The organism is Solimonas flava DSM 18980 (assembly GCF_000426685.1).
Taxonomy (GTDB): Bacteria; Pseudomonadota; Gammaproteobacteria; order Nevskiales; family Nevskiaceae; genus Solimonas; species Solimonas flava.
The window spans coordinates 1-16,479 of the sequence record NZ_KE384553.1 but is presented as its reverse complement, the minus strand read 5'-3'; the positions used below and the strand labels follow the sequence as shown (position 1 = coordinate 16,479).

17 protein-coding genes are annotated in these 16,479 nt (G+C 73.7%); 8 read left to right on the top strand and 9 right to left on the bottom strand.

What is annotated here, in order from left to right; all coding sequences use genetic code 11:
- Positions 1-55 precede the first annotated feature (55 nt).
- From K343_RS0118280 to K343_RS0118270, 3 genes are all read left to right on the top strand, one after another.
- Positions 56-862, top strand: a complete 807-nt coding sequence (locus K343_RS0118280; protein ID WP_028009281.1) for an alpha/beta fold hydrolase — start codon at positions 56-58, stop codon at positions 860-862.
- 10 nt (positions 863-872) lie between these two features.
- Positions 873-2,018 (top strand): CaiB/BaiF CoA transferase family protein, encoded by a 1,146-nt coding sequence (locus K343_RS0118275; RefSeq protein ID WP_028009280.1) that lies wholly within the window; start codon positions 873-875, stop codon positions 2,016-2,018.
- Between the two features lie 189 nt (positions 2,019-2,207).
- On the top strand, positions 2,208-2,729 hold the full coding sequence (locus K343_RS0118270) for a hypothetical protein (RefSeq protein WP_028009279.1): 522 nt from the start codon (positions 2,208-2,210) through the stop codon (positions 2,727-2,729).
- A 30-nt stretch (positions 2,730-2,759) separates the two neighbouring features.
- On the opposite strand, the gene soxR is transcribed toward K343_RS0118270, so the two are convergent.
- A complete protein-coding gene (soxR, locus tag K343_RS0118265) occupies positions 2,760-3,224 on the bottom strand; it encodes a redox-sensitive transcriptional activator SoxR (protein WP_028009278.1) in 465 nt (154 codons plus the stop codon).
- A 90-nt stretch (positions 3,225-3,314) separates the two neighbouring features.
- On the opposite strand from soxR, the gene K343_RS0118260 reads away from it, so the two are divergent.
- Positions 3,315-4,292, top strand: a complete 978-nt coding sequence (locus tag K343_RS0118260; RefSeq protein WP_051278704.1) for an alcohol dehydrogenase catalytic domain-containing protein — start codon at positions 3,315-3,317, stop codon at positions 4,290-4,292.
- A gap of 103 nt (positions 4,293-4,395) precedes the next feature.
- On the opposite strand, the gene K343_RS0118255 is transcribed toward K343_RS0118260, so the two are convergent.
- From K343_RS0118255 to radC, 7 genes are all read right to left on the bottom strand, one after another.
- The gene (locus tag K343_RS0118255; RefSeq protein WP_245585238.1) at positions 4,396-5,130 is read right to left on the bottom strand and encodes a 2OG-Fe(II) oxygenase; all 735 of its coding nucleotides are present in this window, start codon (positions 5,128-5,130) and stop codon (positions 4,396-4,398) included.
- Positions 5,127-5,930 carry a DNA-3-methyladenine glycosylase family protein gene (locus K343_RS0118250; protein ID WP_028009275.1) on the bottom strand — a complete coding sequence of 268 codons (804 nt, stop codon included), beginning with the start codon at positions 5,928-5,930 and terminating at the stop codon, positions 5,127-5,129. The genes K343_RS0118255 and K343_RS0118250 overlap by 4 nt, the downstream gene beginning before the upstream one ends.
- Positions 5,917-6,996: a bifunctional DNA-binding transcriptional regulator/O6-methylguanine-DNA methyltransferase Ada gene (gene ada / locus K343_RS0118245; protein ID WP_028009274.1), complete on the bottom strand. Its 1,080-nt coding sequence runs from the start codon at positions 6,994-6,996 to the stop codon at positions 5,917-5,919. Before ada ends, K343_RS0118250 begins: the two co-directional genes overlap by 14 nt.
- A 79-nt stretch (positions 6,997-7,075) precedes the next feature.
- Positions 7,076-8,767, bottom strand: coding sequence for a GGDEF domain-containing protein (locus K343_RS23695; protein ID WP_161628922.1), 1,692 nt, complete (start codon positions 8,765-8,767; stop codon positions 7,076-7,078).
- A 157-nt stretch (positions 8,768-8,924) separates the two neighbouring features.
- Complete coding sequence (locus K343_RS0118235; protein ID WP_028009273.1) at positions 8,925-10,544, bottom strand: phytoene desaturase family protein; 1,620 nt, start codon at positions 10,542-10,544, stop codon at positions 8,925-8,927.
- Positions 10,541-11,659, bottom strand: a complete 1,119-nt coding sequence (locus tag K343_RS0118230) for an SMP-30/gluconolactonase/LRE family protein (RefSeq protein WP_028009272.1) — start codon at positions 11,657-11,659, stop codon at positions 10,541-10,543. Before K343_RS0118230 ends, K343_RS0118235 begins: the two co-directional genes overlap by 4 nt.
- A 102-nt stretch (positions 11,660-11,761) precedes the next feature.
- Positions 11,762-12,436 carry a RadC family protein gene (gene radC / locus K343_RS0118225; protein WP_028009271.1) on the bottom strand — a complete coding sequence of 225 codons (675 nt, stop codon included), beginning with the start codon at positions 12,434-12,436 and terminating at the stop codon, positions 11,762-11,764.
- Positions 12,437-12,484: 48 nt separating this feature from the next.
- On the opposite strand from radC, the gene coaBC reads away from it, so the two are divergent.
- From coaBC to K343_RS0118205, 4 genes are all read left to right on the top strand, one after another.
- Positions 12,485-13,717 carry a bifunctional phosphopantothenoylcysteine decarboxylase/phosphopantothenate--cysteine ligase CoaBC gene (gene coaBC, locus K343_RS0118220; RefSeq protein ID WP_043113154.1) on the top strand — a complete coding sequence of 411 codons (1,233 nt, stop codon included), beginning with the start codon at positions 12,485-12,487 and terminating at the stop codon, positions 13,715-13,717.
- Positions 13,718-13,793: 76 nt separating this feature from the next.
- Positions 13,794-14,252: a dUTP diphosphatase gene (dut, locus tag K343_RS0118215; protein WP_028009269.1), complete on the top strand. Its 459-nt coding sequence runs from the start codon at positions 13,794-13,796 to the stop codon at positions 14,250-14,252.
- A gap of 64 nt (positions 14,253-14,316) precedes the next feature.
- Positions 14,317-15,180: an acetylglutamate kinase gene (gene argB, locus K343_RS0118210; protein ID WP_020650865.1), complete on the top strand. Its 864-nt coding sequence runs from the start codon at positions 14,317-14,319 to the stop codon at positions 15,178-15,180.
- Positions 15,181-15,222: 42 nt separating this feature from the next.
- Positions 15,223-16,125, top strand: a complete 903-nt coding sequence (locus K343_RS0118205) for an NAD(P)-dependent oxidoreductase (RefSeq protein ID WP_028009268.1) — start codon at positions 15,223-15,225, stop codon at positions 16,123-16,125.
- Between the two features lie 9 nt (positions 16,126-16,134).
- On the opposite strand, the gene K343_RS0118200 is transcribed toward K343_RS0118205, so the two are convergent.
- Positions 16,135-16,479, bottom strand: a 345-nt coding sequence (locus tag K343_RS0118200) for an IS5/IS1182 family transposase (RefSeq protein WP_028009267.1), incomplete at its 5' end; no start/stop codon positions are given.

Genomic DNA, 16,479 nt, shown 5'->3' with positions numbered 1-16,479 from the left:
GCCACGCGGCGCGCCCGTCGCGCCGCGCCGCGAACGGCGCAGGCACAATAGCGCGATGCCCACCCTGCGCCTCAACGACTACGATCTCGCCTACGTCGAGACCGGCAGCGGCACGCCGCTGCTGATGATCCACGGCTCGCTGTGCGACTACCGCTACTGGTCGCCGCAGATGCAGGCCTTCGGCGCGCGGCGATGCGCGATCGCCGTGAGCCTGCGCCACTGCTGGCCGGAAGCCTGGGACGGCAGCGGCGACGGCTACAGCGCCGAACAGCACGTCGACGATCTGATCGCCTTCATCGATGCGCTCGACGCCGGCCCGGTCGACCTGCTCGGCCATTCGCGCGGCGGCTACATCGCGCTGCGCGTCGCGCAGCGTGCGCCGCAGCGCGTCGGCCGGCTGATCCTCGCCGAGCCCGGCGGCCTGCCCGATACCTCGCTGGTCGACACCGCCGATGCGATCCGCGCGCACACCGAGACGCGCACGCGCGCGGCGGCGGCGCTGATCGCCGCCGGCGACGTCGACGGCGGCCTCGCCGTGTTCATCAACGGCGTCAGCGGCACGCCGATCTGGGAACGCATGGCGTCCGGCTTCAGGCGCATGGCGACCGACAACGCGCGCACGCTGCTCGGCCAGGTTCGCGAAGCGCCGCTGCAGCTGACGCGCGCCGGGCTCGCCGCGATCAGCCAGCCGACGCTGCTGATCGGCGGCGCGCTGACGCCGCCGCCGTTCCCGAAACTGCTCGACCTGCTGCAGACCCACATCGCCGGTGCGCAGCGCGTGACGATCGCCGGCGCCACGCATGCGATGAACCTCGCCGCGCCACGTCCGTTCAACGCTGCGGTCCTCGACTTCCTCGCCTGATCCTGCCGCCATGACCAATCCCCTGCTCGCCGGCCTCAAGGTCCTCGACGTCTCGCGCCTGCTGCCGGGCCCGTTCTGCACGCTCTACCTCGCGCAGCTCGGCGCCGAGGTCGTCAAGATCGAGGAACCGAACGGCGGCGACTACACGCGCGCGCTGTCGCCGGAGCTGTTCGCGCTGGTCAACCGCAACAAGCGCTCGCTGACGCTGGACCTGCGTCAGGCGCCGGGCGTCGAAATCTTCCATCGCCTCGCCGCCGAGGCCGACGTCGTCATCGAATCGTTCCGGCCCGGCGTGATGGACCGCCTCGGCTGCGGCTACGACACGCTCAAGGCCCTCAATCCGAAGCTCGTCTACGCGGCGCTGACCGGCTACGGCCAGACCGGCCCGTACCGCGACCGCGCCGGCCACGACATGAACTACTGCGCCTACGCCGGCGCGCTCGACCAGATCGGCAACGCCGCCGGTCCGGCGCTGGCCAACACGCAGATCGCCGACCTCGCCGGCGGCGCGCTGAGCTGCGCGCTCGGCATCCTCGCCGCGGTCCACGGCGCGCGTGCGTCAGGCCGCGGCTGCTACGTCGACGCGGCGATGCTCGACGGCACGCTGGCGCTGCAGGTCGCGGCGCTGTCGACGTTGCGCGCGCTCGGCCGCACGCAGCCGCGCGGCGCCGACATGCTCAGCGGCGCGCTGCCGAACTACAGCCTCTACGAATGCGCCGACGGCAAATGGTTCGCGCTCGGCGCGCTCGAACCGAAGTTCTGGCAGGCCTTCTGCGCCGCCGCCGGCCAGCCCGAGCTCGGTCGCCGCGTGCCGGCGCCGGGCGCGGCCGGCGAGCAGGCGCGCGCGGCGACGGCGGCGCTGTTCCGGACGCGCACGCGCGACGCCTGGGAAGTGCTGCTGACGCCGGCCGACGCCTGCGCCAGCGGCGTCTACACGCTCGAAGAAGCGCTCGCCAACGAACAGGTGCAGGCGCGCGGCCTCGTCGAGGACTGCGGCGGCAAACCGGCGATCGCGCATCCGCTGCGCTTCGTCGACGCCGCGCCGAGCGCCAGCACGCCGGCGCCGGCGCTCGGCGCCGACACGCGCACGCTGCTCGCCGCGCTCGGCATCGACGACGACGCCTACGCGGCGCTCAGGAAGGGCGGCGCCTGCTGAGCGTCACGCGCCGTCGCCTCCCGAGCGCGCAGGCCGCGCGCGATCTCGCGCAAACCGTTTCGCATGCCCGTGCATCAGAGCATGGCGAGGCCGATGCCTCGCCACTGCCGATGCGCCTTGCCTGCGTACATGCCTTCGCTTCCGGCATGTCCGGGCAATGCCGGCCCGCCGCCCACGAGGAAGAACGCCATGCGCCAGAGACTTCGCTCCATCATCCAGTGCGGCGCCGCCGCATCCCTGCTGCTGCCGCTCGGCGGCATGCCGTCGCTCGCCCACGCCGATGCCAGCGATACGCCGACCGTCCTGGTCGCCTCGAAGCCGCGCCTCGTCGCCAGCGAATGCCTGAGCCTCATCGCGCAACGCCCGCCGGTGCGCGGCTCCAGCGAGCAGAACGCACCGGCGCTGCGCAATCGCTGCGACTACGAGGTCGTCGTTTCGTACTGCATCGACGACGTCGGCCGGGCGTCGCCGGCCTGCGATGCGGTCGGGGCACGGACCGGCGCGCCGCAACGGATCGCGGCACATCGGACGCTGGCGCTGGCGCTGGCGTCGCCGACCCTCGCGGTCGGCAACGACGTCAACTGGATTGCCTGCCGCTCGCTGCCGGGCGTCAGCAGCCGTCTCGTCGACGGCGGCCGCGCCGGCCAGTGCCGGGCGCCGGCGCCGATCCTGCAGGCCCTGGCGCACGAGGAAACGCCGCACGCACCGTAGGCGCAGCGGGCGGCACCACGGCGCGTTCGCTCAGGAGTTCCGCGTCCGGCACGGTCGGCGCTCGTCGAAGCGCCGCGCGCCGGGCCCGACCGTCGCCGCGACGTCGCCGGGGTTGGCGAGCGCACAGCGCCGCATCGACAGGCAGCCGCAGCCGATGCAGTCGCTGAGCGCATCGCGCAGCGTCGTCAGCTGGCGGATACGCGCGTCGAGTTCGCCGCGCCAGGCCGCCGACAGCCGTGCCCAGTCGGCGCGCGTCGGCGTGCGTGCGTCCGGCAGCTGCGCGAGCGCCTCGCGCACCATCGCCAGCGGAATGCCGACGCGCTGCGCAGCGCGAATGAAAGCGACGCGGCGCAGGCTGTCGCGCGCGTAGCGGCGCTGGTTGCCGCCGGTGCGGCGGCTCGACAGCAGGCCCTTGGCCTCGTAGAAGTGCAAGGCCGAGACGGCGACGCCGCTGCGTTCCGAAAGCTGGCCGATCGTCAATTCCGCGGCCGTCATTGCCTTCATCCTTGACCTCGACTTTAGTTGAGGTTCTATGCTCGTCGTCCCGATCATCGGCGGTCAAGGGACTGCGCAAGGAGAGACGCGATGGGTGCGGCGCTGAACGAAGACACGATCGCGGCGCGGCGGATGCGGGCGGTGCGTTTCGCGCGCTACGGCGAGCCCGAGGTGCTCGCCGTCGATACGCTCGAACAGCCGCGTCCCGGCGCCGGCCAGCTGCGCGTGCGCGTGCGCGCCGCCGCCGTGCAGCCGGTCGATGCACAGCTGCGCGCCGGCCGCCTCGCCGGCCGGCTCGCGCCGCTGCCCTTGCGCCTGCCGCTGCAGCTCGGCAATGCCTTCGCCGGCACGGTCGACGCGCTCGGCGACGGCACCGACGAATTCGAGGTCGGCGACGCCGTGCTCGGCTGGGCCGTGCTGAGCTGCTATGCCGAGTACGTCGTCGTCAGCCCGGCGCAGATCGTCGGCAAGCCGCCGGCGATGCCCTGGGACGTCGCCGCGGTGCTGCCCGGGGCGCCGCTCGCCGCGCAGGCGGCGCTGCTCGCGCTGAACGTCGGCCGCGGCGAGACCGTGCTGATCCACGACGCCGCCAACGACGCCGGCGCTGCCGCCGTGCAGCTGGCCCGCCGCCGCGGCGCGACGGTGATCGGCACCGCGGCGCGCGCGCAGCACGACCATCTGCGCCGCCTCGGCGCGCAAGCGCTCGACGCCGGCGCCGGTCTGGCGACGGCGCTGCGCGCGCTCGCCGCACCGCTCGACGCCGCGCTCGATGCGCGGCCGGAAGCCGCGGGCGACGACGCCCTCGCCGCGCTGCTCGCGCACGGCGTCGAAGGCGGGCGCATCGGCACGCTCGCCGACGCCGAGGCGGCGCAGGCCTGCGGCGTCCGCCACCTGCGTCCGCGCCGCTCGCTGGCCGCGCTCGACGAGCTGGTCGACCTGCACGACGCCGGCGCCCTGCGCATCCCCGTGCGCCACCGCTATGGCCTGCACGAAGCGGCCGCGGCCCATCGCACCATCGAGCAGTCGGCCGACGGCGGCGCCGTGGTGCTGGTCGTCGCCGCCGATTAGGGTCTGTTGCCGCAAGCGGCAGCACCGGGGCGCCGCGCGCGAAACCGGCCTTCGCGTGCGCGCCGGAGCCGCAGCGCCAGGCCGGCGGGCAGGCGCCGGCCGCTCAGGCCGCGTCGTGCAGGACGATGCCGAGCGTGTGGCGCTGCCCGGCGTGCACGCGGCTGACGCCGTGGCGCAGCCGGGCGCGATACCAGCCGCGGCTGCCGGCGACCGGGCGCTCGTGCACGGCGAGGATCGCCGCGGCGCCGGCCGGCACGCGCAGCACGTGGCCGAGCGATTGCTGGCGCGGGCGCTGCTCGACGAGCAGCAGCTCGCCGCCGGCGAAGTCGTGTTCGGGATCGCTGAGCTGGAGCACCGCCTGCAGCGGGAACCAGCGCGCGCCGTAGAGATCCTGATGCAGGCAGTTGTAGTCGCCGGCGCCGTAGCGCAGCAGCAGCGGCGTCGGCCGCCGCTGATCGGCGGCATGGCAGGCGGCGATGAAATCTTCGTGCCGCGGCGGATAGCGGTCGGCGACACCGAGCCGCTGCGCCCACGCCTCGGCCAGCGGCCGCAGGCCGGCGTAGAACGCCGCGCGCAGCGCCTGCACCGGCGGCGGCAGCGGATAGCCGAAGTACTGATACTCGCCGCGGCCGAACTGGTAGCGCGCCATGACGATGCGCGAGCGGAAGTGCGCCGGTTCGTCGTACAGCGCCGCCAGCGCCGCGCGCCCGCCGGCGTCGAGCAGCGGCGGCGTCAACGCGTAGCCATCGGCGTCGAGCGCGGCATGCAGCGCCGGCCAGTCGAGCGCCGCGACCCTTGCGGCGAGCGCGCCCGCGTCGGGCAGGCCGGCGCCGCTCACGGCGCCACCGCCCACAGCAGCGTCGCGGCGTGACCGCGATACGGGCGCCAGGCTTCGGCGCGTGCGCGCAGCGCGCGCGGCGTGGCGACGCCGGCGGCGCGCAGCAGGCCGATGTCGCTGTCCGGCAGCGCGTCGCCGTCGCGGCCGAGGCGGATCGCCAGATAGGCCCGCGTCCACGGCCCGAAGCCGCGCAGCCCGGCGAGCTGCGCGTCGAGCGCCGGCCACGGCGCGTCGAGATCGACGTCGCCGCGCGCGACCGCGTCGGCGAACGCGCGAATCGCGGCGACGCGCGCGCCCGGCATGCCGAGCGCCGAGAGATCGGCGCTGACGATCGCCGCCGGCGTCAGCGCGCCGCAGCGTGCGACCAGACGCGCCGTCAGCGTGCGCGCCGCCGCGACGGTGACCTGCTGGCCGAGCAGCGTGCGCACGGCGAGTTCAAACGGTGACCAGCAGCCGGGCGGGCGAAAGCCAGGACAGCGCGCGAGCCGCGGCGCGAGCAGCGGATCGATGCCGAGCGCCGCGGCGATCGCAGTGCCGTCGTGCTGCGGCACGAACAGACGCTCGACGCGACGCCGCGCCGCGTCGGCGGCCAGGCCGTGCCCGGTGACGATCAGCTGCGCGGCCGCCGCGTCGTGGTCGACGCGCACCACGGCGCCGGCCTCGACGCGCCGGTAGGCGCCGTCGGCGATGACCTCGACGCCTTCGATCAGGCGCGTCGCGAAATAGCCGAGCAGCGCCGTCCACGGGAACGGCGCGCGCACCGGCAGCGCCAGGTGCAGCGTCGGCTCAGACGCGTTCACGATGGGCGCGCTCCAGATCGATCAGCACGCGCTTGCGCGGCAGGCCCCAGCGGTAGCCGGCGAGCTGGCCGTCGCCGCGGATCACGCGATGACAGGGAATCAGCAGGGCGACGCCGTTGCTCGCGCAGGCGCGCGCCACGGCGCGCACCGCGTTCGGCCGGCCGAGCGCCTGCGCGACCTCGGCGTACGAGCGCAGCTCGCCGTACGGGATCGTCTGCAGGTACTTCCAGACTTCGAGCTGGAAGGCGGTGCCGCGCGTGTGCACCGGCAGTCCGAGCTGCGGCCGGCGCCCGGCCAGATGCTCGCCGAGCGCGTGCATCCAGTCGTCGAACAGTGCCTGCTGCGCCGTGTCCATCGGCGCCAGGCGCGCCGCCGGATACTCGGCGGCGAGTTCGGCCCGCAGCGCGGCATCGTCGTCACCGAACTGCAGGAAGCAGATGCCGCGGTCGGTGGCGCCGATCAGCACCCGGCCGAGCGGCGTGTCGCCGCCGGCGTACGAGATCGCCACGCCGTGGCCGCCGGCGCGATATTCGGCCGGCGTCATGCCGAGCCGCGTGTCGATCTTTTCGTAGACGCGGCTGCCGGAGCCGTAGCCGGCGCCGTAGATCGCGTCGCTGACGGTCGGCGCCGCGCGCAGCTCGCGGCGCAGCGCCTGCAGCCGGCAGGCCTCGGCGTACTCGCGCGGACTGAGGCCGACGATCGCCTTGAAGCGCCGCTGGAAATGGAACGGACTCAGGTGCGCGCGCTGCGCCAGCGCGGCCAGCGTCAGCTTCTCGTGCGCGTGCGCCTCGATGTGGCGGCAGACTTCGGCGATGCGCTGCGCGTCGCGCGCGCCGGCGTCGTCGCGCGGACGGCAACGCTTGCAGGGGCGCAGGCCGTCGCCTTCGGCGGCCTGCGCATCGGCGTAGAAGCGCACGTTGTCACGCTTCGGCAGCCGCGACGCGCACGACGGCCGGCAGTAGACGCCGGTCGTGCGCACGCCGTAGACGAAGCGGCCGTCCTGCGCGGCATCGCGCTGCTGCAGCGCGCGCCAGCAGGCGGTCTCGTCGAGCGTCGGGGTGTTCATGAGCGATCTTCCGCGTTGAAGTATGCGCGGCAGTCTGGTCCGGCGCGACGCGCGGCTCCATCCGGAGCTTGCGCGCTGATCAGGACGCGGCAGCGCCTTCGTCGCCGGCGAGCACGACGCGGTCGCGGCCGCCCTGCTTGGCCGCATACATCGCGGCGTCGGCGCGTTCGAGCCAGCGTTCGATGCGCTCGGCCGGCCGCCGCACGGCGACGCCGATGCTCAGCGTCAGCGGCCGGCCGCCGGCGTCGATGTCGAGGCGCGCGATATCGCGGCGCAGCGCCTCGGCCCAGGCCAGCGCCTCGGCGGTGCCGCAGTCGTACAGCGCGACGACGAACTCCTCGCCGCCGTAGCGCGCCGCCCGGTCGCCGCGCCGCAGGCGCGCCTTCAGCGCCGCGCCGACCCAGCTCAGCGCCTCGTCGCCGCGCGCATGGCCGTAGCGGTCGTTGAGCGCCTTGAAGTGATCGAGGTCGGCATAGACGATGACGTCGGCCGGCTGCGCCTGCAGCGCGTCGCGCCAGCCGCGCCGGTTCGGCAGGCCGGTCAGCGCATCGGTGCCGGCCAGGCGATGCGCCCGTTCGAGCGCCCCGCGCAGCGCGTAGGCGCGATCGCCGAGGCCGAGCATCAGCACGAAGGCCTCGAACAGCGCGGCGCCGAGCGCACCGTAATCGCCGAGCGCGGTGCCCGGCGGCGCGCCGAGCACGCCGGCGCTGTCGAGGGCGGTGATCGTCAGCAACGGCGTCCAGCCAATGAAGAAGAAGCCGGCGTAGCGCGAGCCGCGCCGCCAGGCCCAGCCGGCGGCGAGCAGCAGCAGCGGCCCGGACAGCATCAGCAGCGGATTGATGATCTGCCGCACCAGCGCCCGCAGCGCCTCGCCGCCGAACTGCGCCGACAGCGTCGGCAGCAGCACCGCCCAGCCGACCGCGAGCACCAGCCAGCGCATGCGCGGCGCGTAGCGGCGCAGGTCGGCGAAACCACTGAGGAACACGGTCGCGGCCCAGACCGCGATGCCGGTCGCCAGGCGTCCCCACCATTGCGGCGCCGCCGCCAGCGGCGCGACCGGCAGCGGCGAGTAGGCCAGGCCGGTGACCATCAGCTGCAGCAGCGCGTAGCTGCCGAGATAGAGCGCGTACGCGAGGAACGCCGGCTCGCGCAGCAGCGCGCCGACCGGCAGCGCCAGCAGCGCGAAGGCCGCCAGCGTCGCCAGCAGCGCGCCGCTGCTCAGCGTCGCCGTGGTGTCGCGCAGCGCCAGCTGCGGCGGCGCGAGCAGGGCGAACTGCGGGCGGCTGTCGAGTTCGGCGTGCGGCCACCAGCGCAGCAGCAGCGCGCCGTCGCGGCGCGCCGCGGCGTCGAGCGGAAAGACGATGCCGCCGAGCAGGCCCCAGTCGCCGGCGGCGCGGCCGTCGCTCCAGCGCCGGCGCTCGCGCTCCTGCCCGGCCTCGAAGCGCGACACCGCGCCGAAGCCCGGCTGTTCGATCGCCAGCAGTTGCTCGCCGTCCGGCCAGACGCCGCGCGCCGGGCGCACGCGCACCCAGCCGCCGGCGCCGCCGCGCGGCAGATGGCTGCCGGCCGCGTACCGCTGCCAGACCGGACCCGGGCGCGTCGCGCCGTCCGCGGCCGGCTGCCAGTCGACCTGCAGCGGCGGCGCCGCGGCGAGCGTCGCCACATGCGGCGAGCGACCCAGCGCCCAGCCGTAGAGCGCGACGACCAGCGCCGCGGCGAGCAGCGCCGTCAGCGCGCGCCACGACGGCAGACGGCCGGACCACGCCCTCATCGCCGGTCTCCGCGCCGCGCGCGCGCCGACCGCCGGCCGGGCCGGCGCGCTCGGGCTGCGCATGGGGGGAACGTCGACACGGGCGCGAGTGTGGTGCGCGCGCCGCCTCCGGCGGGCGGACGACCGCCGACCGGCGGTCGCGGCGCGACCGGCGCACTCATGCGCGGTGCAGGATCACGCGCGCGGCGTTGCGCCCCGGGGCGCCGCTGACGCCGCCGCCCGGGTGCGCGCCGGCGCCGCACAGATAAAGCCCCGGCAGCGGCGTGCGGTAGTCGCCCCAACCGGGCACCGGGCGGAAGCCGAACAGCTGGTGCAGCGACATCGCGCCGTGAAAGATGTTGCCGCCGGTCAGCGCGAAGCGCCGCTCCAGTTCGAGCGGCGACAGCACCTGACGATGCAGCACGGCGTCGCGGAAGTTCGGCGCATAGGCGGTCACCGCGTCGATGCAGCGCTCGGCGAAGGCGTCGGCCTGTGTGTCCCAGTCGCTTTCGGCGAGCCGGTACGGCGCGTACTGCACGAACAGCTGCGCGATGTGGTGGCCGGGCGGCGCCAGCGTGCGGTCGACCGACGTCGGGATCGTCAGCTCGACCAGCGGCGCCTGCGACGGCCAGCCGCGCCGCGCGTCGGCGTAGGCCTGCTCGATGTAATCGCGCGTCGGGCCGATGTGGATCGTGCCGCGATGCGCGGGGCCAACCGCGTCCCTGCCCGGCCGGCTCGCGAAATCCGGCAGCTCGGACAGCGCCAGATTGATCTTCATCACCGGGCTCGCGTAGTCGATGCGCTCGACCGCGGCGCGGAACGCGTCGGGCAGCGTGCCGGCCTCGAGCAGCTGCAGGAAAGTCACCGCCGGCGTGGCGTTGGAGACGATGGTGCGCGCCGCGATGCGCTCGCCGGACGCCAGGCGCACCGCGGCGGCGCGGCCGCCCTCGACCTCGATGCGCGCGACCGGCGCATGGGTGCGGATCGTCGCGCCGGCCGCTTCGGCGCTGCCGCGCAACGCCTCGCTGAGCGCGCCCATGCCGCCCTCGACATAGCCCCAGACGCCGCGCGCACCGCCGGCGACGCCCATCACGTGATGCAGCAGCACGTAGCCGGTGCCGGGCGCCGACGGCGGCGCGAAGGCGCCGATGACCGCGTCGGTCGCCAGCGTCGCCTTCAGCGCCTCGGACTCGAACCAGCGATCGAGAATCGGACTGGCCGCGCCGGTCAACAGCTCCAGCGCCGCCGGCAGGTCGTCGCCGAGCCGGCGCAGCGCGCGATGGAAGCGCAGCAGCCGGCGCAGATTGCGCAGGCGCTCGGGCAGGCCGCGGCGGCGCAGGCCGGGCGGCACCGGCAGCAGCTCCGGCGGCACATCCTCGAGCGCCGGTTCGAGCGCCTCGGCGACGCGTGCCAGCCAGGCCTCGTAGCGCGGCCAGGCCGCGGCGTCGCGCGCCGAGAAGGCGGCGATCTCGCGCCGGTTGAGTTCGGCGTCCGGCCCGAGCAGCAGGCTGCGTCCGTCCGGCAGCGGCGTGAACGACGAGGGATTGCGCGGCAGCACCTTGTAGCCGTGGCGCGCCAGCGCCAGCTCGCGCTCGACCTCGGGCAGCAGCAGCGAAATCAGGTACGAGGCGGTCGACGCGCGATAACCCGGCGCCAGCGCCTCGGTGACCGCCGCGCCGCCGACCCGCTCGCGGCGTTCGAGCACCAGCACGCGGCGGCCGGCGCGCGCCAGATACGCCGCGCAGACCAGACCGTTGTGCCCGGCGCCGACGATGACGGCATCCCAGGTGTCGCTCACGGCGCGTGCGGCGCCGCGGTCGGCATCGCGAGGCGGCCGATCGCGGTGTCGGCGACGCTGCCGAAATACAGCGTGCCGCCGTAGTGGACGACGCTGGTGACCGGCCCGTAGGCGGGATGCACGTGGATCTGCTCCGGCGGCGCCTCGTACTGCAGGTTCTGCAGCAGCCGGCCGTTGAAGTCGAACGACAGCGCCCAGCTGCGCGGCCGCAGCTTCGGCCACAGGAATGTCGGCACGCGGTACAGCAGCGTGCGCAGTCCCGGATGCGCGGCCATCGCATCGAGTTGCGGCAGGCGCGGCGCGTACAGCGCCAGCCACACGCAGCCGTGATCGTGGTCGATGCTGAGGTTGTCGGGAAAGCCCGGCAGGTTGTCGACGAACACCTCGTGCTGACCGGCGCGCTCGCCCTTGATCCAGTAGCGCAGCACGCGGTAGGCGGCCATCTCGGAGACCAGCACGTACTCGCCTCTCGGCCCGACGGCGACACCGTTGGCGAAATGCAGGCCACGCAGCAGCGTGCGCGTCTCGCCGGTCTGCAGGTCGTAGCGCAGCAGGCGGCCGCTGTCGCCGTGCTCGAGCACGTCCGCCATCGCCTGCCGGTAGCCGAAGCGCGCCGAGGCGTCGCTGAAATAGACGTAGGGGTCGGCGGCGGACTGGTCGACGTCGTCGACGAAGCGGAACGGGACGCCGTCGGCCCCGGTGCTGAGCACCTTCACGGCGCCGCCGTCCTCGATCTGCAGCAGGCCGCGCATGGCGTCGGCGACGAACACGCCCTTGGCGCCGACGCTGATACCGAGCGGCCGGCCGCCGGTGTCGGCGAGGACTTCGCCGTGCTCGCCGTTGAGATCGAAACGCATCACGCGACCGTCCTCGTAACCGGCGTAGAGCCGGCCCTGGGTGTCGATCGCCAGGCCCTCCGGGCCGACGCCGACGCCGTCGGCAAGGCGCTCGAGATCGCGCAGCCGGCCGTTCTGCGGATACTGCTCGGTCGGCGGCGGCAGCGGCGCCTGCCAGGCGACCGGCCGGATCGGCACCGGCCAGAACGCCAGATACAGCGCGAGCAGCGCCGCGCACAGCGCCAGTATCAGTCCGAACCGTCTGCGTCCGTGCTTCATCGCGCCCTCCCCGGATCGCGGCTGGCGTCCGACCGCACGCGCGCCGCAGGATGCACCGGCCCAGCATGCCCGCAGCGGAGGCCGAGGTCGAGGGGCATCGCCCTACAGCCAGCCGCGCGCCGCGAAACTGGTCGGCGCGCCCTCGCCGATCACCAGATGATCGAGCACGCGCACGTCGACAGTGCCGAGCGCCTGGCGCAGACGCTCGGTCAGCGCACGGTCGGCGGCGCTCGGCTCGGCGTGGCCGCTCGGATGGTTGTGCGCAAAGATCACCGCCGCCGCCTGATGGCGCAGCGCGGCCTTGACCACCTCGCGCGGATAGACGGCGGCGCCGTCGAGCGTGCCGCGCGCCAGCGCCTCGAAGGCCAGCACGCGATGCTGCGCATCGAGGAACAGCGCGGCGAAAACCTCGTGGTCGAGATCGCGCAGCTGCGCGCGCAGGAACCGCTCGGCCGCCAGCGGATCGCTCAGCGCCTCGCCGCGGCGCAGCTCCTCGGCCAGATGGCGGCGCGCCAGTTCCAGCACCGCCTGCAGCTGCGCGTATTTGGCGGCGCCGAGGCCCTTGCCGGCGCAGAAGCGCGGCAGGTCGGCGCGCAGCAGCGCGCGCAGGCTGCCGAAACCGTCGATCAGCTCGCGCGCCAGCGCCACCGCGCTCTTGCCGGCGACGCCGGTGCGCAGAAAGATCGCCAGCAGTTCGGCGTCGCTCAGGCTGGCGGGGCCGCGCGCCAGCAGTTTCTCGCGCGGACGCTCGCCGGCCGGCCAGTCGCGGATCGCCATCGTTCCTCCCCGGGCCTTGCCCCGCTGCAAGCCCGCTAGAATGTTGCGATGAACGCCGCGACCCCAACCGTGCCGAATCTCGCAGAACGCCGCATCGTGCTCGGCGTGACCGGCGGCATCGCCGCCTACAAGGCCGCCGACCTGACGCGGCGCCTGCTCGAAGCCGGCGCCGAGGTGCAGGTCGTGATGACCGCCGGCGCCCAGCAGTTCGTCACGCCGCTGACCTTCCAGGCGCTGTCCGGCCGCCCGGTGCGCACTTCGTTGCTCGACCCCGCCGCCGAGGCGGCGATGGGCCATATCGAGCTCGCCCGCTGGCCGGACCTGATCCTGATCGCGCCGGCCTCGGCCGACGTCATCGCCCGGCTCGCGCACGGCCTCGCCGACGATCTGCTCAGCACCCTGTGCCTGGCGAGCGACAAGCCGATCGCGATCGCGCCGGCGATGAACCGCCTGATGTGGGCCAACCCGGCGACGCAGGCCAACGTCGCCACGCTGGTGGCGCGCGGCGTGCAGGTGATCGGCCCCGGCGCCGGCGCGCAGGCCTGCGGCGAGATCGGCGACGGCCGCATGGCCGAACCGCTGCAGATCCGCGAGGCGGTCGCGCAGCGGTTCGAGCACGGCCCCCTCGCCGGCGTGAAAGCCGTCGTCACCGCCGGCCCGACGCGCGAGCCGATCGACCCGGTGCGCTTCATCACCAACCGCTCGTCCGGCAAGATGGGCTACGCGCTCGCCGCGGCGCTGCGCGCGCTCGGCGCCGAGGTCACGCTGCTCAGCGGACCGACCAGCCTGGCGACGCCGGCCGGCGTCGCCCGCATCGACATCGAGACCGCGCAGGAACTGCTCGATGCGGCGCTGCAGGCGGCGCGCGGCGCGCAGATCTTCGTCGGCGCCGCCGCAGTCGCCGACTACCGCGTCGACGGCGTCGCCGACGAGAAGATCAAGAAGAACGACGCCACCCTGCAGCTGACGCTGCACCGCAATCCGGACGTCATCAGCGCCGTGCGCGCGCAGGACGCGCGGCTGTTCGTGGCCGGCTTCGCCGCCGAGACCGAGAAGCTCGAAGAACACGCGCGCGGCAAGCTCGCGCGCAAGAAGCTCGACCTGATCGCCGCCAACTGGGTCGGCCGCGGCCGCGCCTTCGATCGCGACGACAACGCGCTGTCGGTCTACTGGCCGGGCGGCGGCCGCGAGCTGCCGCACGCCAGCAAGACCGAGATCGCGCGCCAGCTCGCGGCGCTGGTCGCCGAACGCTTCCACGCCCGCGCCGCCGCGCCGGCCTGAGGCGCAGGCGCTCGCCCCTCTTTCGCTTTCCGTCCGGCGCGCCCGACGCGCCGGCCCCACTCCGCACCGCTCCGCCATGAAGCAGAACATCCGCCTGAAGATTCTCGACGCGCGCATCGGCACCGAATATCCGCTGCCGGCCTACGCCACCGACGGCGCCGCCGGCCTCGACCTGCGCGCGCTGCTCGACGCGCCGCTGACGCTGGAGCCCGGCGCCACCACGCTGCTCAAGACCGGGCTGGCGATCCACATCGCCGATCCGGCGCTCGCCGCGCTGATCCTGCCGCGCTCCGGGCTCGGCCACAAAAACGGCATCGTGCTCGGCAATCTCGTCGGCCTGATCGATTCCGACTACCAGGGCGAGCTGATGGTCTCGTGCTGGAACCGCGGCCAGGCGGCGTTCACGATCAATCCCGGCGAGCGCATCGCGCAGCTGGTGTTCGTGCCGGTCGTGCAGGCGCAGTTCGAGATCGTCGACGACTTCGCGACGAGCGCGCGCGGCAGCGGCGGCTTCGGCCATACCGGCCGCCACTGAGCGGCAGCGCCGGCGCATAATCCGCGCGCTTCCACGTCCCATTTCGTCGCTCCCGCTGCCGACCATGCCCATCGACCTGACCCACGCGCAGACCATTGCCCGCGTCCTGACCGAGGCGCTGCCGTACATCCGCCGCTTCGCCGGCAAGACCATCGTCGTCAAGTACGGCGGCAACGCGATGAAGGACGACACCATGATCGCGTCGTTCGCGCGCGACATCGTGCTGATGAAGCTGGTCGGCATGAACCCGGTCGTCGTCCATGGCGCCGGCCCGCAGATCGGCTCGCATCTCGAACGGCTCGGCAAGAAGAGCGAGTTCATCCAGGGCATGCGCGTCACCGACGAGGAGACCATGGATGTCGTCGAGATGATGCTCGGCGGCCTCGTCAACAAGGCGGTGGTCGCGGCGCTGAACCTGCAGGGCGGCCGCGCCGTCGGCCTGACCGGCAAGGACGGCAGCCTGATCCGCGCCCGCCGCATGCAGATCGCCGGCCACGACCTCGGCCAGGTCGGCGAAGTCGAGAAGATCGACCCGCGCATCATCACGCACCTTGAAGCCGGCGGCTTCATCCCGGTGATCGCGCCGGTCGGCGTCGGCGACAACGGCGAGGCCTACAACATCAACGCCGACGTCGCCGCCGGCAAGCTCGCCGCCGTGCTGCAGGCCGAGAAGATCATCTTCCTGACCAACGCGCCGGGCGTGCTCGACAAACAGGGCCAGGTCATGACCGGCCTGACCGTGCCGCAGGTCGAGGGCCTGATCGCCGACGGCACGATCTCCGGCGGCATGGTGCCGAAAGTCCGCTACGCGCTCGACGCGGTCAACAGCGGCGTGAAGTCGGCGCACATCATCGACGGCCGGCTCGACCACTCGGTGCTGCTGGAGCTGTTCACCGACCAGGGCATCGGCACGCTCATCCACGGCTGACGGACGGCACGCCGCCCGGAGCCCGATTCAAGGAGACGCCTCATGGATATCGGCTTCGTCGGACTCGGCGGCATGGGCCGCGGCATCGCCGCCAATCTGCTCAAGGCCGGCCATCGCGTCGTCGTCTGGAACCGCTCGCAGACGCCGGTCCGCGAGCTGGTCGCGCTCGGCGCCGAAGCTGCCGCCACCGTCGACGAGACGCTGCGCGGCACCGCGCTGTTCTCGATGCTGGCCGACGACGCGGCGCTGCGCGAGGTGCTGCTCGACAGCGGCGCGCTGGGCCGCGCCGCGACCGGCCTCGTGCACGTCAACCTGGCGACGATCTCGACCGCGCTGGCGCGCGAACTCGACGAGCGTCACGCCGAGAACGGCCTGGGCTACGTCTCGGCGCCGGTGTTCGGCCGTCCGGACGCGGCGGCCGCCGGCACGCTGCAGGTGCTCGCCGCCGGCCGCGAGGACGCCGTCGATCGCGTGCTGCCGCTGCTCGCGGCGATCGGCCAGAAGACCTGGCGGCTCGGCGAGGACCCGGTGCGCGCCAACGCGCTGAAGATCTCCGGCAACTTCATGATCGCCGCCGCGCTGGAAGCGATGGGCGAAGCCGCGGCGCTCGGCCAGGCCTACGGCGTCAGCCCGACCGAGCTGATCGAAATGCTGACCGGCACGCTGTTCGCCGCGCCGGTCTACAAGAACTACGGCGCGCTGATCGCCGAGCGGCGCTACGAGCCGGCCGGCTTCAAGCTGCGCCTCGGACTCAAGGACGTGCGCCTGGCGCTGGCCGCCGGCGATGCGGCGCAGGTGCCGCTGCCGCTGGCCAGCCTGCTGCGCGACGCGATGCTCGAAGGCCTCGCCGCCGGCGACGGCGATGCCGACTGGTCGGTCATCGCGCGCCTCGCCGCACGCCGCGCCGGCCAGTCCGAAAGCGGCGAGCGCGCGCGCTTCGATTAGGGCCTGTCATCAATTGAGCAGGATGTTGGCTGCGATGCAGTAGATGGCCCCGAGGAAGTTTCGAGCGGTTTTGTCGTAGCGGGTGGCGATGGCCCGATATTGCTTGAGCTTGGCAAAGAAGTTCTCGATCAAGTGCCGAGCCTTGTACAGCGCTCGATCGTAATCGCGCATCACTTTGCGTGTTGGATGAGAAGGGATGACGATCTGTGCGCCGATGTGCTGCATCGGTTCGATCACTCGCTCGTGGGCGTCGTAGGCCCGATCGGCGATTAATGCTTGAGCGGACAGGCCGGGCAGCAAGGCGTCGGCCCCTTCCAGGTCCGAGGCTTGGCCGGGGGTCAAGTGAAATGCCAT